Raw genomic sequence first — 22,575 nt, 5'->3', positions numbered from 1 at the left:
GTCCGGTGTTCGACCTCCGGTTCCGCACAACCTTGTAGCTGTGCTTAACGCAGGCTCATGAGGTTTAACTTTTCTTGAATCCGGTCGTGCGGGACGGTGATCCCATGACCGGACGAGGCGTGCTGCGGATGGCGGTGCTGGCCCTGCTGTGGGGGTCGGGCTTCCTGTGGATCAAGCTGGCCCTGACCGGCCTGTCCCCGGTGCAGATCACCGTCATCCGCTGCGCGCTGGGCGCGGCCGTCCTGCTCGTCCTCGCGCGCCTGGGACGGCAGGCCTTGCCGCGTCGGCTGTGGGGCCACCTGGCCGTCGCCGCGTTCTTCTGCAACGCCCTGCCGTTCCTGCTCTTCGCCGTCGGGGAGCAGACCGTCGACTCCGGCGTCGCGGGCGTCCTCAACGCGACCACCCCGCTGTTCTCGCTGATCATCGGCCTGCTGATCGGCACCGACCGCGGTGTGACCCCGATGCGGGTGGCCGGTCTCGTGCTCGGGTTCGCCGGGGTGACGCTGATCTTCGCCCCGTGGCAGCGGGAAGGTCTGGCGGGGATCGGCGCTCTCGCCCTGCTCGGCGCCGCGGCGAGCTACGCCGTCGCGTTCGCCTACATGGGCCGCAAACTCGTCGGCAAGGGCGGCCCGATCGCCGTGTCCGCCGCCCAGCTGACCGCCGCCACCGGCCTGAGCGCCGCCCTGGTCCCGTTCGACCGGACCTCCACCACCCTCAACGTCACCGCGATCGTCGCCGTGGTGGTGCTCGGCGTCTTCGGCACCGGCGTCACGTTCATCCTCAACTACCGGATCATCGAGGACGAGGGGCCGACCAGCGCGGCCACCGTCGGCTACCTGCTGCCCGTCGTGTCGGTCGCCCTGGGCGCGATCGTGCTCGACGAGCCGCTGACGCCCCGGGTCGTGGCGGGCATGGCCGTGGTGCTGGCCGGTGTCGCCCTGACCCGGCTCGGCGCAACCCGGTCGGCCCTGGCCAAGCGCCCGCCGGAGCGACGCCGGCGTTACCAGTTGTCCGTTATGTCCACCGAGCGTGACACCGTGCGCCGCCGTTCGGCCGACGACCGTTGACCACGGCATAACCGCTGGTCAGGCTCCACGTTGAACCACGGACGAGTGACTGTCCGCCCCGTCAACCCTGCGTCGGGGCGCACCCGGCCGTGGCTCGCCCGAAGGAGCCAACCCGTGCGTCCTTTCAGCCGGACCATCGCCGTCCTGGCCGTCTCGGCCACCGCCACCGCGCTCACCGCCGGCACCGCGCCGGCCGCGCCCGCCCACCAGGCGGAGATCACCCTCGCCGCGGCGTCCCCCACCGTCCACCCGATCCCCGACTCCTACATCGTCACGCTGGGCCCGGCCGCGCGCGCCGGCGCCGGTGTGGCCGCCGCGGCCGGCGTCACGCCCACCCACGTGTGGGACGCGGCGTTCCACGGCTTCTCCGCCAAGCTCACCCCGGCGCAGCTGCGCAAGCTCAGCCGCGACCCGGCCGTCGCCGCGATCGAGCAGGACGTGCTCGTCACCGACGCGCTCGACGCCACCCAGCTCAACCCGCCGTCGTGGGGCATCGACCGCGTCGACCAGCGCGCCCTGCCGCTGTCGAACAGCTTCACCTACACGTACAACGGGAGCGGCGTGCACGCCTACATCATCGACACCGGCATCACGCCGGGCCACGTCGACTACGGCGGCCGGGCCACGTTCGACTACAACGGCATCGACACCAACAACACCGACTGCCACGGCCACGGCACGCACGTCGCCGGCACCATCGGCTCGGCCACCTACGGCGTCGCCAAGGGCGTCCGCCTGCACGGCGTGAAGATGATGAACTGCTCCGGCGGCGCCACCACCACGTCGGCGCTCAACGCGATCAACTGGGTGACGGCCAACCACACCAAGCCGGCCGTGGCCAACACGTCGTGGAACTTCACCGCGTCGGCGAGCCTCGAGACCGCGATCCGCAACATGACCGCCGCCGGCGTGTTCCTGGCGACGTCGGCGGGCAACACCGGCGGCAACTCGTGCGACCGCCTGCCGCGCAAGGTCGAGACGGCGAGCGTCGTGGCGTCGTCCACCAACACCGACGCCCGGTCCTCCTTCTCCAGCACCGGCGCGTGCGTCGACCTGTACGCGCCCGGCAGCTCGATCGTCTCCACCGTCCGCACCGGCGGCTCGGGCACGATGAGCGGCACGTCGATGGCGACCCCGCACGTGGCGGGCGTGGCCGCGCTCTACAAGCAGCGGTACGGCGACCAGTCGTCGGCCACGGTCCACAACTGGCTCAACTCGTCCGCCACGCCGAACGTCGTCGTCGGCGGCACCACCGGCGGCACGGTCAACCGCCTGCTGTTCACCAACGGGCTGTGACCGCTCCCCGGCGCGCGGGCTGAGGACGTCCCCGCGCGCCGGGGAACCACGCTCAGCGTCCCTCTGCGAAGATCGGCGCATGGGGACCACCGCGCTGGTGCTGCCGCTCGCCGACCCCGACGCCGACCTGGCCGCGGTCGGCGGCAAGGGGGCCTCGCTGGCCCGGCTCGCGGCCGCCGGCCTGCCCGTGCCGGACGGCTTCCACGTCACCACGCACGCCTACCGGCGGTTCGCCGCCGACCTCGACGCGCGGATCGCGGAGGCGCTGCGCGGGGAGGACCCGGCCGCGGTGATCGCCGCCGAGTTCGCCCGCCGCGAGGTGCCGGCGGACGTCGCGGAGGCGATCCTCGCGGCCCTGCCTCCGGGACCGGTGGCGGTGCGCTCGTCGGCCACCGCCGAGGACCTGCCGGGCCTGTCGTTCGCGGGCCAGCACGACACGTTCCTGGACGTGGCCCGCGACGACGTGCTCGACGCCGTCAAGCGCTGCTGGGCGTCGCTGTGGACCGAACGCGCCATCGCCTACCGCGCCCGGAACGGCATCACCGACGTGGCCGCGGCGGTGGTGGTCCAGCGGATGGCGCCCGCCGACGCGGCCGGCGTGCTGTTCACCGCGAACCCGGTCACGGGGTCGCGCGCGGAGACCGTGGTCAACGCCGCGCCGGGGCTGGGGGAGGCCCTGGTCGGCGGCACGGTCACGCCCGACGAGTACGTGGTGGCGGACGGCGCGGTCGTCACGCGGTCGGGCGCCCTGCTGCCGGACGTGACGGTGCTGGAGCTCGCCGACCTCGGCGCGCGGGTCGAAGACCTCCACGGCACGCCGGTGGACGTCGAGTGGGCCGTGGCGGGCGGGCGGATCGCCCTGCTTCAGGCCCGGCCGATCACCGCCCTGCCCGACGCGGCGCCGGAGGTCTGGAACGACACCCTGCGCGGCGACTACCTGTGGACGTGCGCGAACCTCCGCGAAGCCGTGCCGAGCGTGATGACGCCCGCCACGTGGTCGTTCGCCCGCGCGCTGGCGCAGCCGCCCATCGGCGGGCACCCGACGTCCGGCAACATCGGCGGCCGCTTCTACCTCAACCTCAGCGTCGCGTTCGCGGTCGGGCGGGCGCTCGGGCTCGAAGGGTTCCTGCGTCGGACGAGCGAGCAGTACTTCGGCCGCATCCCGCCGGACGTGGTGGTGCCGCCGCTGCCGATGTCACGGCTCGCCGTGCTGCGGGCGGCGATCGGCGCCCTGGTGCCGTTCCTCCGGCAGGGCCGCGAGTTCCGGGCCCGCATCGACGGCCTGCTGGCGTCGGCGCCGGACCGCGCCCGTCGGCTGCGGGAGGCGTTCCGCGCCGCGTCCACGCCCGCCGACCTGCTCGCGCTGTGGCGGTCCGATGTGGACGAGGTGCTGCGGGTCGACGCGCGGGTGTTCGACGCGGGCGCGCGCACCGGCTCCACGGCGGCGGCCAGGGTCTGCCGCCGGTTGGTGAAGCTGGTGGGGGAGGACGACGCGACCGCGTTGCTGACCGGCGCGCACGGCGCGGCTGGGGAGTTGGCGAGCCTCGGCCCGCTGCTCGGCCTGGCGCGGCTGCGGCGCGGCGAGATCAGCCGGGAGGCGTACGTCGAGCAGTACGGCCACCGGTTCGCCGACGAGTTCGAGGTGTCCGCGCCCCGTCCGGCCGAGGACCCGGCGTGGCCCGGCGGGCTGGACGTCGGCGTCGACCCGGAGGAGTTGCTGGCCCGTCAGGCGGCCGTGCGCGACGCGGCGTGGGACCGGCTGCGCGCCGCCCACCCCGGCAAGGTCGAGCGGCTGCGCGAGCAGGTCGACCGCGTCGCCGCGCTGGCCCGCGAGCGCGAACGCGCGCGGTCGGAGTTCGCCCGCGCGTTCGGCGTGCTGCGGGCGTTCCTGGTGCGCGCGGGGGAGGTCACCGGGCGCGGCGACGACCTGTTCTTCCTGCCGATCGAGGAGACGCTGCGCGTGCTGGCGGGCGACGGGACGCCGCTGTCCCGCGTGCCGGCCCGCCGTGCCGCCTACGACCGGTACCGCGCGCTGCCGCCGTACCCGACGCTGATCCGCGGCCGGTTCGACCCGGAGGCGTGGGCCGCCGACCCGGACCGCAGGCTGGACGTGCACGACTCCTCCGCCGCGCCGCCGGGTGACGACGTGTCCGGCTTCCCCGGCGCGGCGGGCGTGGTGGAGGGCCTGGCACGGGTGATCGAGCACGTCGAGGACGGCGCGGAGCTGCGGCCGGGCGAGGTGCTGGTGACCACGGTGACGAACATCGGGTGGACGCCCCTGTTCCCGCGCGCGGTCGCCGTGGTGACCGACGTCGGCGCGCCGCTGTCGCACGCCGCCATCGTCGCCCGCGAGCTGGGCATCCCGGCCGTCGTCGGCTGCGGCAACGCCACCACCCGCCTCCGCACCGGCGACCGGGTCCGGGTGGACGGCGGGCGCGGCACCGTAACGGTCCTGCGCTAGTTGTTCTGTCCTGTGAGGTTGGGGACGCGGCTGGCGGGTGGTTGGCCGTGGAGTGCGGTGTGGCCGCGGTGGTGGTTGTAGGTGTGCAGCCAGTGTGGCAGTGCGGCTCGTCGTTCGGTTTCGGATGGGTAGGGCTGGGCGTAGGCCCATTCGTCGAGCAGGGTGCGGTTGAAGCGTTCGACCTTGCCGTTGGTCTGGGGTCGGTAGGCGCGGGTGCGTTTGTGGGTGATGCCGGCGTGGGTGAGGGTGTCGCGCCACAGGTGTGAGCGGTAGCAGGAGCCGTTGTCGGTCAGCACCCGCTTGACCGTGATGCCGGCGGCCTGGAAGAACGTCTGGGCTCTGGTCCAGAACGCGACCGCGGTTTCCTTGGTCTCGTCGGGCAGGATCTCGGTGTAGGCGAGCCTGCTGTGGTCGTCCACGGCGTTGTGCAGGTAGGCGTAGCCGAGGTTGGGGCGGCCGTGGACCTTGCGCGGCCTGTCCGGGTCGCGGTGGGCGGAGCTGTTGCGCCCGCCGGCCCGGCGTCCGTGCACTTTGTGGCCGCCGCCGTCGGGGATGTTGCCCAGCTTCTTGATGTCGACGTGGACCAGGTCGCCCGGCGCGGCGTGTTCGTAGCGCCGCACCGGTACGGCGGTGGCGCGGTCCAGGTGCGCCAGGCGGGCCAGGCCGAAACGGCACAGCACCCGGTGCACCGTGGAGGGGTTCAACCCGAGCAGGTAGGCGATGCGGGCCGGACCCCACCGCCGCGCCAGGCGGACCTTGACGATCCTGCGTTCGCGGCGGGTGGGCAGACGGCGGGGGCTGCGGTGGGGCCGGCTGGAGCGGTCGACCATGCCCGCCTCGCCCCACCGTCGGTAGCGGTCGGCCCAGCGGGCGGCGGTGGTCGGCGAGACCTGGAACCGCTCGGCCGCGCGTCGCAGCGGCCAGCCCTGGTCCACGACACACCGGGCCAGGCGCAGCCGGCCCGCCGGAGTCAGCGGTGCGTTAGCGTGGGTCACGAGGGCCTCCGTCGGCTCGGTGTAGACGTCGCAATCCACACCGAACCCGGAGGCCCTCCCTCATTCCAACATCATCCGACTACGTGTCGAACCGCCCACAACCTCCCAGGGCAGTACAGCTAGTCGTCTCCCGACCGCTCCACCTCTCCCCAACACCGCTGCCTCTTCCGACCGCCCTGCGCGGCCACCGCCGCCCGTCGGGACGTCCGCTACGGCAGCCGGAGTATTCCCATGCGGTGACGGAATCGTTACAGTCTGCTTCTGGGAACGCTCCCAGAAACGACAACGAAGGGGTTGTTGTGCGAAATCTTCTGGCGGCGGTGGCCGCCGTGGTGTCGATGGCAGGGTTGGTGGTGATCGGCGGGACCAGCACCGCGGGGGCGGCTCCGGTCTGCGCCGTGGACTACAAGCTGAACCAGTGGTCCACCGGGTTCACCGCCAACGTGACCGTGACCAACCAGTCCGCTCCGGTCACTTCGTGGAAGCTCACCTGGACGTTCGCCGGCAACCAGGCGATCAGCTCCGGCTGGAGCGCCGACGTGCGCCAGTCCGGCAAGCAGGTGACGGCGTCCAGCATGCCGTGGAACGGCGCGCTGGCCACGGGCGCGAGCGCCCAGTTCGGCTTCCAGGCGACGTACAGCGGCGCCAACGCGGTGCCGACCGACTTCGCTTTCAACGGTGTCTCGTGCGGTGGTGACCAGACCACCACGACCACCACCACGACGAACACGGGCTCGTGGCCGCCCACCGACTCGTCCACGACGACGACCACCACGACGACCGACCAGCCGCCGGTCGACTGCGGCACCGCGACGCTGTGCGACGGCTTCGAGCAGCAGACCGGCTCCACGCCGAGCGGCCGGTGGACCGTGGGCGCGGCCAACTGCACCGGCCAGGGCACCGTCGCCATCGACAACTCGGTCGCGCGCAGCGGCTCCAAGTCGGTCCGGGTGAACGGCGCGTCGGGCTACTGCAACCACATCTTCTTCGGCACGCCGCTGACCGGCACGGGCGTCGTGCACGGCCGGTTCTACGTCCGCCACACCACGGCCCTGCCGATGGCGCACGTGACGTTCATGGCCATGAAGGACTCCGCCGACGGCGGCAAGGACCTGCGCATGGGCGGCCAGAACTCGGCCCTCCAGTGGAACCGCGAGTCCGACGACGCGACCCTGCCCGAGCAGAGCCCGGTGGGCGTGTCGAAGAGCAAGCCGCTGCCCACCGGCACGTGGAACTGCGTGCAGTTCACCGTCGACCCGGCCGGCAAGATCGCCACCTCGCTCAACGGCGCCCCCGTCGAGGGCCTGCAGGCGGACGGCGTCGCGACGCCGGACGTCGACCGGCAGTGGATGGCCAAGTCCGGCTGGCGGCCCGCCGTCACCGACCTGCGCCTGGGCTGGGAGAGCTACGGCGACGGCGCGAACACCCTCTGGTACGACGACGTGGCGATCGGCTCCTCGCCGATCGGCTGCTAGACCGGCGCGCCGGGTTCCGGCGCGTCACGATGATCCGGTGTGGGGGAGGGCCGAGCGGGACCCGGCCCTCCCCCACAGCGTCGATCAGGAGGCCGTGACCGAGACGTCGTCCAGCACGAACGAGGTCTGGTAGGACCAGTCCTCCGCGCCGGTGAAGCTCAACGTGACGGTCTGGCCCGCGAACGCGCCCAGGTTGAAGGTGCGCACGACGTAGCCGGACGGGTTGAGGTTGGTGTAGGTCGCCAGGGTGGTCGTGCCCGCCTTGACGGTGAACGTGTCGAACACCTGCGGCTCGTACTCCGCCGTGCTGATCTTCAGCCACAGCGACAGCGTGGTGTTCGTGCAGCCCGCCGGGATGGTGACGACCTGGGACAGCGTCTCGGTGTTGGTGTAGCCGTAGCCGCTGATCCACGAGGACCGGGAGCCCGAGCGCGGCGCGCCCTCGCCGGTCCACGCCCCGATCGTCCAGGTGGCGTTCGACCAGCCGGTGGTGCCGTTCTCGAAGCCGCCGTTCACGACCTTCTCACCGGGCGCGGAGCACGAGCCGCCGGGCGGGTTGATCGTCCACGTGAACGTGGTGCCGGCGGACTTGCCCGCGCTGTCGGTCACCGTGGCGGTCACGGTGTAGGAGCCGGCGGTGGTGGGCGTGCCGGAGATCAGGCCGGTCGACGCGGCCAGGCTCAGGCCGGGCGGCAGGCCGGTGGCCGACCACGTGTACGGCGGCGTGCCGCCGGATGCCTTGAGCTGGAGGCTGGTGGCCGTGCCGACGTTGCCGGTCTGGTTGCCGGGCGGGGTGACCGACGGGGTGCCGGGGCCGGGGTCGCCGGTGTTGACGAACAGCAGCCGGTTCGGCGAGCCGGTGCCCGGGCTGGTGATCTTGTTCGGCGTGGCGGAGCCGGTCATGGCGCTCGCGACCTGCGCGGGCGTCAACCCCGGGGTGGCGCCGAGGAGCAGCGCCGCGCCGCCGGCGACGTGCGGCGCCGCCATCGACGTGCCGCTGATGGTGTTGGTGGCGGTGTCGTTGGTCATCCACGCCGAGGTGATGTTCTGGCCCGGCGCGAAGATGTCGGTGCAGGTGCCGAAGTTGGAGAACGACGCGCGGGCGTCGGCGTTGGTGGAGGCGTTCACGGTGATCGCCTCGGCGACCCGCGCCGGGGTGAAGTTGCACGCGTCGGAGTTGGAGTTGCCGGAGGCGATCGCGTACGTGATGCCGTCGGCGATGGAGTTGCGGACCGCGTTCTCGCCGGTCGGGTCGCTGCCCTGGCCCCCGAGGCTCATGTTCGCCACGGCCGGGCCGGAGGTGTGGTGGCCGGTGACCCAGTCGATGCCCGCCGCGACGCCGGCGAACGAGCCGGAGCCCTGGCAGTTGAGCACCTTGACCGCGATCAGGCGCACGCCCTTGGCGACGCCGTAGGCGGTGCCGCCGACCGTGCCGGCGACGTGCGTGCCGTGGCCGTTGCAGTCGGTGTTGTTGGAGTCGACGGTGTTGGTGCCCCAGGTGGCGCGGCCGCCGAAGTCGGTGTGCGTGGTGCGGATGCCGGTGTCGATGATGTAGGCGGTGACGCCGGAGCCGGTGTTCGGGTTGGTGTAGGACGAGTCCAGCGGCAGGTCGCGCTGGTCGATGCGGTCCAGGCCCCACGACGGCGGGTTCGGCTGGGTCGCGGTCGCCTGCACGGCTCCGTTCTGCTGGACGTAGGCCACGGTGGGCTCGGCGGCGAGCCGGCGGGCGGCCCGCTCGGACAGCGTGCCCGCGAAGCCCTTGAGCGCGTGGCGGTAGGTGAAGTCGACCTTGGCGTCGTACTTCGCGGTGAGGTCGCTGGTGAGCGCGTCGACGCTCTGGGTGGACAGGTCCTTGTAGACGACGATGTAGCTGTCCTTGATGGCCGTCGGGTTGCCGAGGCCCACGATGTCGCCCTCCGCCGCGGCGGCCGGTGTGGCGCCGGTGGCGAGGGCGGCGGCGGTGATGGTGGCGGTGGCCAACGCGATGAGGACGCGTCTGGGTGCGCGATCGTCTCCCATTGCAGGGTTCTCCCTCGTGCAGGGGTTCCGGCAGGCCCAATGCGGCGCGGGCCGGCCGGGGAGTGGAGGTTCTGCGATCACGTTCGCGCGACGTGATCGGCAACGTTAGAGGACCGGTGGGAACCGGACAATCGGCCGGCAGTGGGAACGACCTGCGGTATTCCGAACGGCGACGCCGCCGCGGCGACCCGGTGGGCGACCCGGTCGGGTGACCCTCGCCCCATTGGCCAATAATCTTAATAACTTCAGTGTCAACTAAAATAAGTCCTCCTCCGGTGCAGCCATGGCACCGGAGGAGGACTTCCACAAAGCAACCAGGACGGTCAGCGCCCGACGTAGGCACGCAGGTGGTGGGCGGTCAACGTGTCGGCGTTGTCGACGAGGTCGGCCGGGGTGCCGGTGAACACGATCCGGCCGCCGTCGTGCCCGGCGCCGGGGCCGAGGTCGATGATCCAGTCGGCGTGCGCCATGACCGCCTGGTGGTGCTCGATCACGACGACCGTGTTGCCGTCGTCCACGAGCCGGTCGAGCAGGGCGAGCAGCTGGTCGACGTCGGCGAGGTGCAGGCCGGTGGTGGGCTCGTCCAGCACGTAGGTGGACGCCTTCTCCGCCATGTGGATGGCCAGCTTGAGCCGCTGGCGCTCGCCGCCGGACAGCGTGGTCAGGGGCTGGCCGAGGGAGAGGTAGCCGAGGCCGACGTCCACGAGCCGGTCGAGGATGGCCTTGACCTGCTTCTCGGTGAAGAAGTCGCGGGCCTCGGCGACGGACATGCCGAGCACCTCGCTGATGTCGCGGCCGCGCAGGGTGTGGGTGAGGACCTCGGGGGTGAACCGCTTGCCCTCGCACTCCTCGCAGACGGAGGCGACGCCGGCCATCATCGCGAGGTCGGTGTAGACGAGGCCGATGCCCTTGCACTTGGGGCAGGCGCCCTCGGAGTTGGCGCTGAACAGTGCGGCCTTGACGCCGTTGGCCTTGGCGAAGGCGGTGCGGATCGGGTCGAGCAGGCCGGTGTAGGTGGCGGGGTTGGAGCGCCGCGAGCCGCGGATGGGCGACTGGTCGACGGTGACGACCTCGGGGCGGCGGGCCAGCGAGCCGTGGATGAGGGAGCTCTTGCCGGAGCCGGCGACGCCGGTGACGACGGTGAGCACGCCGAGGGGGATGTCGACGTCGACGTTCTTGAGGTTGTGGAGCGACGCGCCGGTGATGGGGAGGTGGCCGGTGGGGCGGCGGACGTCGTCGCGGAGGCGGGCGCGGTGGTCGAGGTGCCGTCCGGTGAGGGTGTCGGAGGCGCGGAGTTCCTCGACGGTGCCGGTGAAGGTGATGTGGCCGCCGTTGACGCCGGCGCCGGGGCCGAGGTCGACGACGTGGTCGGCGATGGCGATGGTCTCGGGCTTGTGCTCGACCACGAGGACGGTGTTGCCCTTGTCGCGCAGGCGGAGCAGGAGGTCGTTCATGCGCTGGATGTCGTGGGGGTGCAGGCCGACTGTGGGTTCGTCGAAGACGTAGGTGACGTCGGTGAGGGCGGAGCCGACGTGGCGGACCATCTTGACGCGTTGGGCCTCGCCGCCGGAGAGGGTGGCGGCGGGTCGGTCGAGGCTGAGGTAGCCGAGGCCGATCTCGACGAGGTTGTCGAGGAGTTCCTTGAGGGTGGCGAGCATGGGGCCGACGGAGGGGTCGGTGATCTTGGCGACCCAGTCGGCGAGGTCGCTGATCTGCATGGTGGAGCAGTCGGCGATGTTCCGGCCGTCGATCTTGGCGGAGAGGGCGGCGGCGTTGAGGCGGGCGCCGTGGCAGGAGGGGCACTCGGCGAAGGTGACGGCGCGGTCGACGAAGGCGCGGACGTGGGGTTGCATGGATTCGCGGTCTTTGCCGAGGTAGAGGCGTTGGACCTTGACGAGGAGGCCTTCGTAGGTGACGTTGGTCTTGCCTACTTTGACCTTGGTGGGTTCGCGGTTGAGGAAGGCGTCCCATTCTTCGTCGGTGAAGTCCTGGAGCTTCTTGTCGGGGTCGTAGAAGCCGGACTGGATGTAGGTCTGGACGTACCAGTTGTCGACGGTGAAGCCGGGGACGGTGATGGCGCCCTCGTTGAGGGACTTGGTGCGGTCGACGAGTTCGTCGGTGTCGACGGTGGAGACGCGGCCGAGTCCTTCGCAGGTGGGGCACATGCCTTCGGGGAGGTTGAAGCTGAAGGCGCCGGAGGTGCCGACGTGGGGTTCGCCGAGGCGGCTGAAGAGGATGCGGAGCATGGTGTGGGCGTCGGTGGCGGTGCCGACGGTGGAGCGGGAGTTGGCGCCCATGCGTTCCTGGTCGACGATGATGGCGGCGCTGAGGTTGCGGAGGGCGTCGACGTCGGGGCGGCCGAGGTTGGGCATGAAGGATTGCAGGAACGCGGTGTAGGTCTCGTTGATGAGTCGTTGGGACTCGGCGGCGATGGTGCCGAAGACGAGGGAGGACTTGCCCGAGCCGGAGACGCCGGTGAAGACGGTGAGTCGGCGTTTGGGGATGTCGACGGAGATGTCGGCGAGGTTGTTCTCGCGGGCGCCGCGGACTTGGATGACGTCGTGGCTGTCGGCGGTGGTGTGGCGTTCGGCGGGCGTGGGCATGCGTGTTTCCCCAGAGTGGTGTGCGGTTTGTTTATGCCGTAAGGTCGGCTCGCGCACGGTACTTTACACCGTAAGGGGTGGCAAGTGGTGGTGTTCGCCGGGCAGGGTGACGCGCGTCGGTCGATGCGACTGCTGTGGCGTGGGCCGGGTGGTGCGGCGGGTCCGGGGTTGAGCGTGGACGTGATCGTGGACGCGGCGATCGCGGTGGCGGACCGGGACGGCATGGCGGCGTTGTCGATGCGCGCGGTGGGGGAGCGGCTGGGTCGTTCGGCGATGGCGTTGTACACGTACGTGCCGAGCAAGGCCGAGTTGTTGGACCTGATGTACGACAAGGCGTTGGGGGAGTTGCCGTCGGAGTACCCGTTGGACGGCGGGTGGCGTGCGGCGTTGGTGGCGTGGGCGGAGGACGTGCGGGCGTTCTACCTGGCGCACCCGTGGGTGTTGCAGGTGTCGCAGGCGCGGCCGGTGCTGGGGCCGAACGAGTTCGTGATGGTGGAGACGTTGTTGGGGATCCTGCGGTCGACGGGGTTGGGCCGGTCGGCGTTGCGGGGTGTGGTGGGCGCGGTGGTGCAGTTCGTGCGCGGTGCGGCGGGGGTGATCGCGGACGCGCGGCGGGCGGCGCGGGAGACGGGGATGACGGACGAGGAGTGGTGGTTCTCGCGGTCTCCGGTGTTGGAGGAGGTGGCGCCGGACTTCGGGGAGCGGTTCCCGTTGTCGGCGTGGCTGGGTGAGGAGGAGCCGCCGCCGGTGCCGGGTGACGAGTGCGCGCCGTACCTGGAGCGGGACGCGGTGCGGACGTTCCGGTTGGGCTTGGACGTGTTGTTGGACGGGGTGGAGGCGGCGGTGGCGCGGTCGGGCGGGGTCTGACCGGGGTGGCGCGGTGGTGGGTTACGGTGTGGCGGTTCGCGCGGATCGGGGAGGTGAGACCCATTTCTGCTGGTGCACGTCGGGTCGTCCCCGGCCGCGTCGTGGCGGTGTGAGGGGCGCGCCCGCGGGGTTTTGTCACGCGAGAGGCGTTGCGCTGTCCATGCTGGTGCCGGATGTGGATGTGGTCGCGCGGTTGCGTGCGGCGGGGTGTGTGTTCGCCGAGGACGAGGCGCGGTTGTTGGTCGCTGCCGCCGGGTCCGCCGAGGAGTTGGCCGAGTTGACGGCGCGGCGGGTGGCGGGGTTGCCGTTGGAGCACGTGCTGGGGTGGGTGGAGTTCTGCGGGTTGCGGGTCGTGGTGGGTCCGGGGGTGTTCGTGCCGCGGCGTCGCACGGAGTTCCTGGTGCGGGTGGCGGTGGGTGTGGTGGGTCCGGGTTCGGTGGTGGTGGACCTGTGCTGCGGGTCGGGCGCGGTGGGTGCGGCGGTGGTGGACCGGGTGCCGGGGGTGGTGTTGCACGCGGTGGACGTCGATCCGGTGGCGGTGCGGTGTGCGCGGCGGAACGTGGGCGCGGGTCGGGTGTACGAGGGTGATCTGTACGAGCCGTTGCCGGTGTCGTTGGTTGGGCGGGTGGACGTGTTGGTGGCGAACGCGCCTTATGTGCCGACGGGTGCGATCGGGTTGATGCCGCCGGAGGCGCGTGAGCACGAGCCGTTGGCGGCGTTGGACGGTGGTGCGGACGGGTTGGACGTGCAGCGGCGGGTGATCGCGGGTGCGGCGCGGTGGTTGGCGCCGGGTGGGCGGTTGTTGGTGGAGACGGGCGCGGTGCAGGCGGAGGGCACGGTGGAGGCCTTCGCGCGGGGTGGGTTGCGCGCGGAGGTGGTGTCGGACGAGGGGTTGGGCGCGACGGTGGTGGTGGGCTCCCTCGGGTAGTGGGGCTGGGGTGGGTCGGGCCGGGGCAGTCGGACTGGGATGGCCAGGCCGGGTGGTCAGGCCGGGTGGTCAGGCTGGGGTGGTCTGCGTGGTGGTGCGGGGTGCGTCGGGGGCGGGGACGGGCAGGCGGGCGGTGACGTGGTTGCCGTCGACGTCGAGGGTGGCGCCGGCCTGGGTCAGGATGGTGATGGCGGCGGTGTTGTCCGTGGTGGTGTCGGCGGTGATGGTGTGGACGCCGCGGCGGTGCGCTTCCTCGACGAGGCGGCGGAGCGCGGCGAGGCCGACGCCGGAGCCGCGGGCGCAGCGGGCGATCCACATGCCGGTGTCGCCCTGGTCGGTGAGGCGGGCCATGCCGATGGTGTGGTCGTCGGCGACGATCTCGTAGGCGTCGTGCTGGAAGCCGCGGTAGAAGTCGCGGAAGTCGTCGGGTCGGTCGACGGTCCAGCCGGGTGGCATGACGTCGGCCGGGTCGGTGTCGGCGACCGCGAGGCCGAGGAGGCGTTCGAGTCCTTCGTCGTCCAACCGTCGCAGGTGGATCATGTGCTCAGCTCCTTCTCCAAGGGGGTCCGGAAGCGGGGGGTGACGCGCGTCCCGCCGATCCAGTCCGCCATGCGCTGTGCTTCCCGGGCGATGGCGGCGGTGGCGTCCGCGCCGACGTCGTCCAGGAGGTGCCAGACGGGTTCGCCGTCGGGGCGTTGGGCCCAGCCGCCGACGACCGTGCCGTTCCACCACACGGTGGGGCCGACGTTGCCCGCGGTGTCGAAGAGGCGGGGTCGGTGCCGGGTGGGGAGGTACCAGTCGCGAGCCTGCCACCCCATCGGGGTCGAATCCAGTGCCGGGAGGAGCGCGGCCCACGGTTCGGGTCGGTCGACGGGGTCGAGGTCGTCGGGCAGGACGTGGCCGGTGCCGGTGGACAGCCCGACCGGGACGGCGCCGACGTCGGCGAGGGCTCGGCGGACGGCGGTGAGGGTCCAGCCGGTCCACCACTTGAGGTCGGCTTCGGTGTCGGGTCCGTAGGCGGCGAGGCGGCGGCGGATGAGCTCGGCTCGGGCTTCGGCGGGGTCGATGTCGGGCCAGGGTGTGCCGGGCGCCCAGCGGAACTGGCTGCTCAGCCAGGTGCCGAGGGGTCGGCCGCGGCGGGTTCGGCCTTCGGCGGCGAGGACGCGGAGGATGCGGCTGGAGACGTTCTGGCGGGTTTCGTAGGGCTTGCCGGGTGCGACGACGACCTGTTCGAGGAGGGCGGGGACGTCGCGGGTGAGTTCGACTGCGGTGGCCTCGCCGCGTCGGCGCAGGGCTTCGAGGGTGGCGTCCTCGACTTCGGCGAGGCGGTCGGCGTCCCAGCCGACGCCGTCGGCGAGGTGGGTGAGGAGGTTGCGGCGTTCCTTGGCGGCGATGGGTTTGCCCGCGGCGGCGTGGACGACGGGTGCGGTGGTGGCGGTGACGGCGAACATGGTGCGGCGCATGCAGAGCAGGCGGACGAGGGTGCGCCGGTCGTAGAGGGCGGCGTCGACGTCGGCGGTGGCGGGGTGGTCGAGGCGGGCGCAGGTGGAGAGGTAGACGGTGGCGGGGTCGGTGGCGTGCACGCCGACGAGCGCGTCGGCGACGGCCTCGACGGACGGTCCGCGGGTGGCCAGGAGGTGGCGGGCGCCGAGGCGGGCCCGGCGCTGGTCGTCGTCGATGGTGGCGGTCGGCACCGGTACATCCTGTGCGATCTACGCTGATCGGGGAACCGAGATGCGGAACCCGGATACCGCTGGACAAGGACGCGATGTCGGCTACACGGCTGTTGGTGCTCGGGGTGGTGCGGGGTTACGGGCGGGCGCACGGGTACCTGATCGGCAACGACCTGATGGGGTGGGGCGCGGGGGAGTGGGCGAACGTCAAGTGGGGTTCGATCTACCACGCGTTGAAGCAGTTGACGAAGGACGGCTGTCTCGTGGACGAGACGGCGCCGCCGGGTCGGACGGACTACGTGATCACCCCGAAGGGTGAGGCCGAGTACCGGCGTTTGCTGCGGGACGCGTTGCGGCGGCCGGAGACGCGGCCGGACCTGCTGGCCGCGGGGTTGGCGTTGTTGCCGTCGTTGACGCGGGCGGAGGCGGTGGGCCTGTTGACGGAGCGGTTGGCGGCGTTGGAGTCGCGGCGGGACGTGGCGCGCAGGCAGGCGGGGGAGTGGCGGGAGCCCGTGCACGTGAAGGAGCTGTACGGGTTGTGGGAGCACACGGCGGCCAGTGGTGCGGAGTGGACGCGGGGGTTGGTCGAGCGGTTGGCGGCGGGGGAGTACCCGATGGCGGGGGAGCCGGGATCGCCGGGTGCGCCCGGCAGCTGGGGTATGCTCAAACTTGAGTAGCGAGGGGGAGCGCTGAGCACAGGGTTGGAGCGGTACGCGGCCGTCTTCGAGGTCGCCGATCCGCCACGCACGTCCACCGTCGCCTTCTACCCCGACGACGCCCGGCCCGTCCCGGTCGGCCCCGAACCCGCCCGAGCCGAGGTCGTCGCGTCCGGAGAGGACGGTGTGGGCCGCGCCCCGGCGGTGCCCGCGGGGGACAGCGGGGAGACCTCCGGACCTGCCGCCCGCCGCACGTCCGCGGGGAGTCCCGCCGGAGGGCCGGGCGACCGGTTGACCATCGCGGGCCCCGACGGCGCGCGCCGGACCGTGCCCGCGGTGCGGTTGCCGGTCGCCGACGCGATCCCGCTGCTCAGCCGGGCGCGCCGCGCCGGCCACGCGCACCCGGCCACCGCGTTCTGGGGCGCGGCCGTCGTGGTCGCGCTGCAGCTGGTCTCCCGCGGCCGGGTGCGGCCGGCGGTGACGGACGGCGACTTCGACGCGTGGCTGCTGGGGCCGCTCGACGCGGCCGACCACGCCCGCGTCCGCGACCTGGCGGCGGCGATGCCCGCGCACGCCCGCGCCGTGCCGCTGCCCGGCCGCGACCCGCTGGAGCTGCCCGAGGCGGAACCGCTGCTGCGGGCGTTCCTGGACGCGGTCGCGGACACGATGCCGCGCGGTGCGGCGGCGGTGCACGCCGCCGGTGCGCCCGCGTTCGCGTCGCCCGTGCCGCAGAAGGTGCCGCACCTGCGTGACTGGGCGGACCAGGGCGTGCGGATCTCGTTGCGGGTCGAGGGCTTCGGGCCGTTCCGCGCGGTCGTGCAGGTGCACAGCCTGGCCGACCCGGGGCGGGTGGTGGACGCCGCCGAGCTGTGGGCGTCGGCGAACCAGCGGTCGCGGGCGGACGCGATGGTGGCGTTGCGGCGTGCCGCGCGGGCGTGGGCGCCGTTGGAGCGGCTGCTCGACCAGGCGGTGCCCGACGAGGTCACCCTGCTGGACTCCGACGTGGAGCACCTGCTGGCCGTGGGCGCGGTCCGCCTGGCGGGCGCCGGTGTGGACGTGCACTGGCCGAAGGACCTGGTGCGGGACCTGTCGGCGAAGGTGGTCATCGGTGAGCGGCCCGCCGACCGGCCGGCGTTCTTCGGCCCGGACCAGCTGACGTCGGTGAACTGGCAGCTCGCGCTGGGCGGCGACCCGCTCACGCCGGAGGAGCTGGACGTGCTGGCCGAGGCGACGCGGCCCGTGGTGCGGTTGCGGGACCGGTGGACGCTGGTCGACCCGGAGCTCGCGCGCCGGGCCCGGGAACGGGCGTTGGAGCCGGTCACCGCGATCGACGCGCTCGGCGCGGCGCTCACCGGCGTCGCCGAGGTCGACGGTGTCGAGGTGGAGGTCGCCGCGACCGGCTGGCTGGACGAGCTGCGGTCGCGGCTGGCGGACCTCGACGGTGGGCCGGCCGGTCAGCCGCCCGCGTTGCGGGCGACGCTGCGGGACTACCAGCTGCAGGGGTTGCGGTGGCTGGACCGGATGACGTCGCTGGGGTTGGGCGCGTGCCTGGCCGACGACATGGGCCTGGGCAAGACGATCACGCTGATCGCGCTGCACCTGCACCGCGGTGACGGGCCGACGCTGGTGGTGTGCCCGGCGTCGCTGATGGGGAACTGGCAGCGGGAGATCGAGCGGTTCGCGCCGGGCGTGCCGGTGCGGCGGTTCCACGGGCCGCGCCGCGAGGTGGCGCACGAGGGGTTCGTGCTGACCACGTACGGCACGATGCGGCTGGACGCGGAGCGGCTGGCCGCCGTCGAGTGGGGCCTGGTCGTGGCGGACGAGGCGCAGCACGTGAAGAACCCGGCGTCCGACACGGCGAAGGCGTTGCGGCGCATCCCGTCGCGGGGCCGGGTGGCGCTCACGGGCACGCCGGTGGAGAACGCCCTGTCGGAGCTGTGGGCGATCCTCGACTGGACCACGCCGGGGCTGCTGGGGACGATGGCGCGGTTCAAGGCCCGCTGGGCCACCCCGATCGAGGTCGACCACGACCGGGAGGCCGCGGACCGGTTCGCGCGGCTGGTGCGGCCGTTCCTGCTGCGCCGCCGCAAGACCGACCCCGGTATCGCGCCGGAGCTGCCGCCGAAGACGGAGACCGACCAGCCCGTCGCGCTCACCCGCGAGCAGGCCGCGCTGTACGAGGCGGTGGTGCGGGAGCTCATGGCGGAGGTCCGGGAGGCCGACGGCATCGCCCGCCGCGGTCGCGTCGTGAAGCTCCTCACCGGGTTGAAGCAGGTGTGCAACCACCCGGCGCAGTACCTGAAGGAGCCGTCGCCGAAGCTCGCCGGCCGGTCGGGGAAGCTGGAGCTGCTCGACGAGCTGCTGGACACGATCCTGGCCGAGGGCGGCGCGGTGCTCGTGTTCACCCAGTACGTCGCCATGGCACGGCTCCTCGAACGGCACCTCGCGGGCCGGGGCGTCGCCACACAGCTGTTGCACGGCGGCACGCCCGTCGCCGCCCGCGAGGACATGGTGCGGCGCTTCCAGGACGGGGAGTGCCCGGTGTTCCTGCTGTCGCTGAAGGCCGCGGGCACCGGGCTGAACCTCACGCGCGCCGACCACGTCGTGCACTACGACCGGTGGTGGAACCCGGCCGTGGAGGACCAGGCGACCGACCGCGCCCACCGCATCGGGCAGACCCGGCCCGTGCAGGTGCACCGGCTGATCGCCGAGGGCACGATCGAGGACCGGATCGCGGCGATGCTGCGCGCCAAGCGGGACCTCGCGGACGCCGTGCTGGCGCGCGGCGACGCGGCGTTCACCGAACTGGGCGACGACGAACTGGCCGGTCTGGTCGAACTCAGGAGCGGCACGTGAGCGACCGCGTCAAGGGCTTCCCGCCGTTCGGCAAGGGCGTGCGCCACGCCCGCTCGTGGTGGGGCCGGGCGTGGCTGCAGGCGGTGGAGGACACGTCGCTGGACCAGGCGCCGCTGCGGCAGGGCCGCAAGTACGCCCACGCGGGGCTGGTCGGCACCATCACCGTCAGCCCCGGCCTGCTGTCCGCGACGGTGTACGACGCCGAGGACACGTACCGGACGTCCGTGCGGCTGACCCCGCTCACCGACGCCGAGTGGGACCGGTTCCTCGGGCAGGTCGCCGCGAAGGCGGGCCACCTGGCCGCGTTGCTGGAGCGGGAGGTGCCCCGCGAGCTGGCGGAGGCCGCCGCGGACGCCGGGGTGCCGCTGCTGCCCGGCATCGGCGACCTCGACCCGGACTGCACGTGTCCCGGCTGGGAGCTGCCGTGCCGGCACGCCGCCGCGCTGTGCCACCAGGCGTCGTGGCTGCTCGACGCCGACCCGTGGGTGCTGCTGCTCCTGCGCGGCCGCGACCAGGACGAGGTCGTCGCCGGCGCGCGCCCCGCCACCGGGGTCCTCGCCACCGCCGCCTACGCCCAACCCGTCGCGGACCTGCCCGACGACCCGCCGCCCGCCGACCTCGGCCCCCTGCCCGAGTTCGAACCCGCGCCCGGGCTGGACGTCGACGTGCTGCGGCTCCTGGTCGCCGACGCCGCCGCCAAAGCCCGCGACGTCCTCGCGACCGGCCGGTGGCCCGCCGCCGACGACCACCAGGACCACGTCCGCCTGGCCGCCTCCCAGCCCGCGCTGCGCGACCGCCTCGACGTGGAACCCCGCGCCGTCCGGGCGTGGCGGCAGGGCGGCGCGCCGGCGCTCGACGTCCTCGAACACCCGTGGACCCCGACCCGCGCCGACACCGCCCGCGCCCGTGCCGCCTGGGCCGCCGGGGAACTCCCCGACGCCACCGTGTGGCGCAACCGGTGGACCGTCCACAACCGACAGGTCCGCTACGGCCGGGACGGTCGCTGGTACCCGTACCGGGCCGGCGACGGCGGCTGGTGGCCCACCGGAACGCCGCACCGCGACCCGACCGCCGCGCTCACCGACACCGATCCCGACTGACCGTCACCGGACCGGCGCCGTCCCGGCCGGTGCCGGCGACAGCGATCCGGTCGTGCCGCCGGGGCAGTCGCGCGGACACCTCCGCGAATTCACCCACCACCACCTCGAACGTCACCAGGCATTTGCCCGGCCAATGATCGTCAGGATCGCGGCCCTGCGCCGGAGGTTCGAGCAGGCGGCGGATCTGCCCGCGGGCTGCGACGCCTCCACCCTCGCCCGCCTGGTCCAGGCCGTCACCGACGGCATCGCGGTGCAGGCGGCGAGCGGTCGCACCCGTGACGAGCTGCACCTGGTGGCCGACCTGGCACTTCGCACTCTGGTCCCCAGGACCGGCCCCGACCTGCCGTAAACGGTCGCCGGGCGGTCCGTCGCCCGACTAGGGTCCTCCGGCTGGGGGATGTCGACAGAGGGGGACAAGGACATGAACGCGGCACCGGAGGTCCATCCGTCCAACGCGGACCAACTGCGCGCCTGGAACGGCGACCAGGGCGAGTTCTGGGCCACCCGCGCCGACCGCATCGACCAGGGCGTGGCCGGCTACCACGACCGACTGCTCGACGCGGCGGGGATCGAACCGGCGTCGCACGTCCTCGACATCGGCTGCGGCACCGGGCAGACCACCCGTGACGCCGCCCGCCGCGCCGCCGAGGGCACCGCGCTCGGCGTGGACCTGTCGTCGGCGATGATCGAACTCGCCCGCCGCACGGCCGAGCGCGAACACCTGCCCAACGCGCGGTTCCTGCAGGCCGACGCGCAAATCCACCCGTTCCCCGAACGGCACTTCGACGTGGCCCTCAGCCGCCACGGCGTGATGTTCTTCGGCGACCCGCCCGCCGCGTTCGTCAACATCGCCCGCGCGCTGCGCCCCGGCGGGCGCCTGGCCCTGCTGACCTGGCAGCCGCTGGACCGCAACGCCTGGCTCAAGGCGTTCCGCACCGCCCTCGCCGCCGGCCGCGACCTGCCCGCGCCACCACCGACCTCCGGCGCGTTCGCCGACCCCGGCCTGACCCGCGACCTGCTCCACTCGGCCGGGTTCGCCGACGTGCGGATCGACGGCCACACCGAACCGATGTACTTCGGCCGCGACGCCGACGACGCCTGCCGGTTCATCACCGACCAGTTCGGCGGCCTGCTCACCAACCTCCAGCCCGACGCACGCGAACGGGCCGTGGCCGACCTGCGTGCCGACCTCACCGCCCACCAGACCGATCGGGGCGTGCACTACGACTCGGCGACCTGGCTGATCCAAGCCCGCCGCTGAGTCGCCAGATACGAAGAGTGAACGAAAGTGCAGGTCGAGCCCGCTTCACCACACCTGTGGTACCACAGGTGTGGTGTTAGGACGGACCGGAGCGCCGCCACCGCTCGAAGCGTGGCGGAAGGCCGGGCGCGCGGGCCCTTAGGTGATCACACCGGGGACCACGGCGGCCGTCCGCTTCCGCCGCAGCCACACCTTGCGCGACCCGTCCCCGAACAGCAGGGTCCGCGACAGCTCCCACCCGGCGAACTCCGCGTGGATCGTCAGCTGCGTCGTCGCCGTGCGACGGGAGACACCGGCCGGCAACCGCAGCGGCCGGTACTCCCAGTCCCCGTCGACCACCCCTTCGCCCGTCATCCGATCACCTGCATCCCTCGGCCGTCCCCGGACGCGACGAACACGCGCCCGCTGCCTGGATCCACCGCCACCGAGTCCGGCTGCCGGACCGCGGCGTACCGGTGCCGCTCCACCGGCTCCCCGCCGGAGACGTCGAACGCCACGACCTCGTTCCGCTCGGTGAGCGTGATCCACAGCAGGTCGCGCGCCTCGTCGTAGGCCATCCCGTACGGCGCGCCCGGCAGCGGGTACCGCAACCGCATGATCAGCGGGCCGGTCGAGAACGCCATCAGCTCGCCGCCGCGCGTGTCCACCACGAACACCCGGCCGAACCGGTCGGCCACCGCGTTCGTCGCGCCCTCGCCCGCGCGCAGCCCCGCGCCGGGACCGTCCGCCGCCGGGTCGAGGTCGAACACGGCGCTGCGCGGCCGGTCCAGCACCACCGCGGCGTCACCCACCGCGACCAGCCGGTCCGGGCTGGAGATGCCGCGCACCACGTGGTCGCCCACGCTCACCTGCCGGGCGTCGCGCCGCGCCACCAACGTGCGGCCGTCGACCCGCGCCACGTCCACCGGGCCGCCGTCCACGCGCCGCTCCGACGTCGTCCCGTCCGCCCGCACGGTCACCACGACACCGGCGGGCACCACGGCCTCCACCTCGTCGCCGACCGCGACCAGCCGCTCCGCCGCACCCGGCAGCGGCACCACCCGCGGGTCTCCCGCCGCGTCCACCGGGTACAGGGCCACCGACGGGGGATCGGACAGCGCCACCGCCACCCGGTCGCCCGCCACCGCGACCGCCGTCGCCCGCCCCAGCGGCACGACCCGGCCCTCCGGCGCGGCGGACTGCTCGGGCGACGCGGCCGGCCGGGCCGGCTCCAGCGTCGCGGCCACCTGCAACGGGTCGCCCGGGTTCTCCTCGGTCGCGCACCCGGACACCAGCGCGGCCCCGGTGAGCACTACCGCCGCCAGTCGGCGCAACGTCG

The 22,575-nt window shown here is 73.1% G+C and carries 18 protein-coding genes; 11 read left to right on the top strand and 7 right to left on the bottom strand.

The genetic code is table 11. From position 1 onward, the window contains the following. The first annotated feature begins 104 nt into the window (after window positions 1–104). The 3 genes from ACRAKH_RS17960 (at window position 105) to ACRAKH_RS17950 (ending at window position 4,824) form a co-directional block, all read left to right on the top strand. Complete coding sequence (locus ACRAKH_RS17960; protein ID WP_380729018.1) at window positions 105–1,067, top strand: DMT family transporter; 963 nt, start codon at window positions 105–107, stop codon at window positions 1,065–1,067. A gap of 114 nt (window positions 1,068–1,181) precedes the next feature. After that, entirely contained in the window at window positions 1,182–2,363 is a 1,182-nt protein-coding gene (locus tag ACRAKH_RS17955; protein WP_447009131.1) for a S8 family peptidase, read from the top strand. Between the two features lie 79 nt (window positions 2,364–2,442). Further along, the gene (locus tag ACRAKH_RS17950) at window positions 2,443–4,824 is read left to right on the top strand and encodes a PEP/pyruvate-binding domain-containing protein (protein ID WP_447009130.1); all 2,382 of its coding nucleotides are present in this window, start codon (window positions 2,443–2,445) and stop codon (window positions 4,822–4,824) included. Here ACRAKH_RS17950 and ACRAKH_RS17945 read toward each other — a convergent pair. Beyond that, complete coding sequence (locus tag ACRAKH_RS17945) at window positions 4,821–5,819, bottom strand: IS481 family transposase (protein WP_447009129.1); 999 nt, start codon at window positions 5,817–5,819, stop codon at window positions 4,821–4,823. The two genes, ACRAKH_RS17950 and ACRAKH_RS17945, sit on opposite strands and share 4 nt — an antisense overlap. A 299-nt stretch (window positions 5,820–6,118) precedes the next feature. On the opposite strand from ACRAKH_RS17945, the gene ACRAKH_RS17940 reads away from it, so the two are divergent. Beyond that, the gene (locus ACRAKH_RS17940; protein ID WP_447009128.1) at window positions 6,119–7,294 is read left to right on the top strand and encodes a cellulose-binding domain-containing protein; all 1,176 of its coding nucleotides are present in this window, start codon (window positions 6,119–6,121) and stop codon (window positions 7,292–7,294) included. A gap of 84 nt (window positions 7,295–7,378) precedes the next feature. Here ACRAKH_RS17940 and ACRAKH_RS17935 read toward each other — a convergent pair whose 3' ends face one another. Together ACRAKH_RS17935 and ACRAKH_RS17930 are read right to left on the bottom strand one after the other, a co-directional pair. Then, window positions 7,379–9,313: a S8 family peptidase gene (locus ACRAKH_RS17935; RefSeq protein ID WP_380728427.1), complete on the bottom strand. Its 1,935-nt coding sequence runs from the start codon at window positions 9,311–9,313 to the stop codon at window positions 7,379–7,381. 323 nt (window positions 9,314–9,636) lie between these two features. Next, a complete protein-coding gene (locus ACRAKH_RS17930) occupies window positions 9,637–11,916 on the bottom strand; it encodes an ATP-binding cassette domain-containing protein (protein ID WP_380728425.1) in 2,280 nt (759 codons plus the stop codon). Window positions 11,917–12,000: 84 nt separating this feature from the next. On the opposite strand from ACRAKH_RS17930, the gene ACRAKH_RS17925 reads away from it, so the two are divergent. Together ACRAKH_RS17925 and ACRAKH_RS17920 are read left to right on the top strand one after the other, a co-directional pair. Beyond that, on the top strand, window positions 12,001–12,783 hold the full coding sequence (locus ACRAKH_RS17925; protein ID WP_380728423.1) for a TetR/AcrR family transcriptional regulator: 783 nt from the start codon (window positions 12,001–12,003) through the stop codon (window positions 12,781–12,783). Window positions 12,784–12,943: 160 nt separating this feature from the next. Continuing rightward, entirely contained in the window at window positions 12,944–13,711 is a 768-nt protein-coding gene (locus tag ACRAKH_RS17920) for a putative protein N(5)-glutamine methyltransferase (protein ID WP_380728421.1), read from the top strand. Window positions 13,712–13,780: 69 nt separating this feature from the next. On the opposite strand, the gene ACRAKH_RS17915 is transcribed toward ACRAKH_RS17920, so the two are convergent. After that, window positions 13,781–14,251: a GNAT family N-acetyltransferase gene (locus ACRAKH_RS17915; protein WP_380728419.1), complete on the bottom strand. Its 471-nt coding sequence runs from the start codon at window positions 14,249–14,251 to the stop codon at window positions 13,781–13,783. Continuing rightward, complete coding sequence (locus ACRAKH_RS17910; RefSeq protein WP_380728417.1) at window positions 14,248–15,405, bottom strand: winged helix DNA-binding domain-containing protein; 1,158 nt, start codon at window positions 15,403–15,405, stop codon at window positions 14,248–14,250. Before ACRAKH_RS17910 ends, ACRAKH_RS17915 begins: the two co-directional genes overlap by 4 nt. 74 nt (window positions 15,406–15,479) lie before the next feature. On the opposite strand from ACRAKH_RS17910, the gene ACRAKH_RS17905 reads away from it, so the two are divergent. From ACRAKH_RS17905 to ACRAKH_RS17885, 5 genes are all read left to right on the top strand, one after another. Continuing rightward, complete coding sequence (locus ACRAKH_RS17905; RefSeq protein ID WP_380728414.1) at window positions 15,480–16,061, top strand: PadR family transcriptional regulator; 582 nt, start codon at window positions 15,480–15,482, stop codon at window positions 16,059–16,061. A gap of 276 nt (window positions 16,062–16,337) precedes the next feature. After that, window positions 16,338–18,896 (top strand): DEAD/DEAH box helicase, encoded by a 2,559-nt coding sequence (locus ACRAKH_RS17900; protein WP_447009974.1) that lies wholly within the window; start codon window positions 16,338–16,340, stop codon window positions 18,894–18,896. Beyond that, the gene (locus ACRAKH_RS17895; RefSeq protein WP_447009127.1) at window positions 18,893–19,996 is read left to right on the top strand and encodes an SWIM zinc finger family protein; all 1,104 of its coding nucleotides are present in this window, start codon (window positions 18,893–18,895) and stop codon (window positions 19,994–19,996) included. Before ACRAKH_RS17900 ends, ACRAKH_RS17895 begins: the two co-directional genes overlap by 4 nt. Before the next feature lie 133 nt (window positions 19,997–20,129). Then, window positions 20,130–20,345, top strand: coding sequence for a hypothetical protein (locus ACRAKH_RS17890; RefSeq protein ID WP_380729754.1), 216 nt, complete (start codon window positions 20,130–20,132; stop codon window positions 20,343–20,345). Window positions 20,346–20,417: 72 nt separating this feature from the next. Next, window positions 20,418–21,257 (top strand): class I SAM-dependent methyltransferase, encoded by an 840-nt coding sequence (locus tag ACRAKH_RS17885; RefSeq protein ID WP_380729756.1) that lies wholly within the window; start codon window positions 20,418–20,420, stop codon window positions 21,255–21,257. 138 nt (window positions 21,258–21,395) lie between these two features. Here the strand turns inward: ACRAKH_RS17885 and ACRAKH_RS17880 are convergent, their stop codons facing one another. Together ACRAKH_RS17880 and ACRAKH_RS17875 are read right to left on the bottom strand one after the other, a co-directional pair. Beyond that, a complete protein-coding gene (locus ACRAKH_RS17880) occupies window positions 21,396–21,611 on the bottom strand; it encodes a DUF5703 family protein (protein WP_073893111.1) in 216 nt (71 codons plus the stop codon). After that, window positions 21,608–22,570 carry a YncE family protein gene (locus ACRAKH_RS17875; protein WP_447009126.1) on the bottom strand — a complete coding sequence of 321 codons (963 nt, stop codon included), beginning with the start codon at window positions 22,568–22,570 and terminating at the stop codon, window positions 21,608–21,610. Before ACRAKH_RS17875 ends, ACRAKH_RS17880 begins: the two co-directional genes overlap by 4 nt. Window positions 22,571–22,575: the final 5 nt, after the last annotated feature.

The sequence above is a fragment of the Saccharothrix hoggarensis genome, assembly GCF_052936025.1.
The sequence above is the reverse complement of the archived record's forward strand: the minus strand, read 5'-3'. Positions and strand labels throughout refer to the sequence as shown.

What these genes read in the sequence shown, in the direction of transcription:
- ACRAKH_RS17915 (WP_380728419.1), bottom strand. Translation starts at nt 14,251, where the DNA reads ATGATCCACCTGCGACGGTTGGACGACGAAGGACTCGAACGCCTCCTC.
- ACRAKH_RS17920 (WP_380728421.1), top strand. Translation starts at nt 12,944, where the DNA reads ATGCTGGTGCCGGATGTGGATGTGGTCGCGCGGTTGCGTGCGGCGGGG.
- ACRAKH_RS17905 (WP_380728414.1), top strand. Translation starts at nt 15,480, where the DNA reads ATGTCGGCTACACGGCTGTTGGTGCTCGGGGTGGTGCGGGGTTACGGG.
- ACRAKH_RS17950 (WP_447009130.1), top strand. Translation starts at nt 2,443, where the DNA reads ATGGGGACCACCGCGCTGGTGCTGCCGCTCGCCGACCCCGACGCCGAC.
- ACRAKH_RS17930 (WP_380728425.1), bottom strand. Translation starts at nt 11,916, where the DNA reads ATGCCCACGCCCGCCGAACGCCACACCACCGCCGACAGCCACGACGTC.
- ACRAKH_RS17935 (WP_380728427.1), bottom strand. Translation starts at nt 9,313, where the DNA reads ATGGGAGACGATCGCGCACCCAGACGCGTCCTCATCGCGTTGGCCACC.
- ACRAKH_RS17880 (WP_073893111.1), bottom strand. Translation starts at nt 21,611, where the DNA reads ATGACGGGCGAAGGGGTGGTCGACGGGGACTGGGAGTACCGGCCGCTG.
- ACRAKH_RS17890 (WP_380729754.1), top strand. Translation starts at nt 20,130, where the DNA reads ATGATCGTCAGGATCGCGGCCCTGCGCCGGAGGTTCGAGCAGGCGGCG.
- ACRAKH_RS17960 (WP_380729018.1), top strand. Translation starts at nt 105, where the DNA reads ATGACCGGACGAGGCGTGCTGCGGATGGCGGTGCTGGCCCTGCTGTGG.
- ACRAKH_RS17885 (WP_380729756.1), top strand. Translation starts at nt 20,418, where the DNA reads ATGAACGCGGCACCGGAGGTCCATCCGTCCAACGCGGACCAACTGCGC.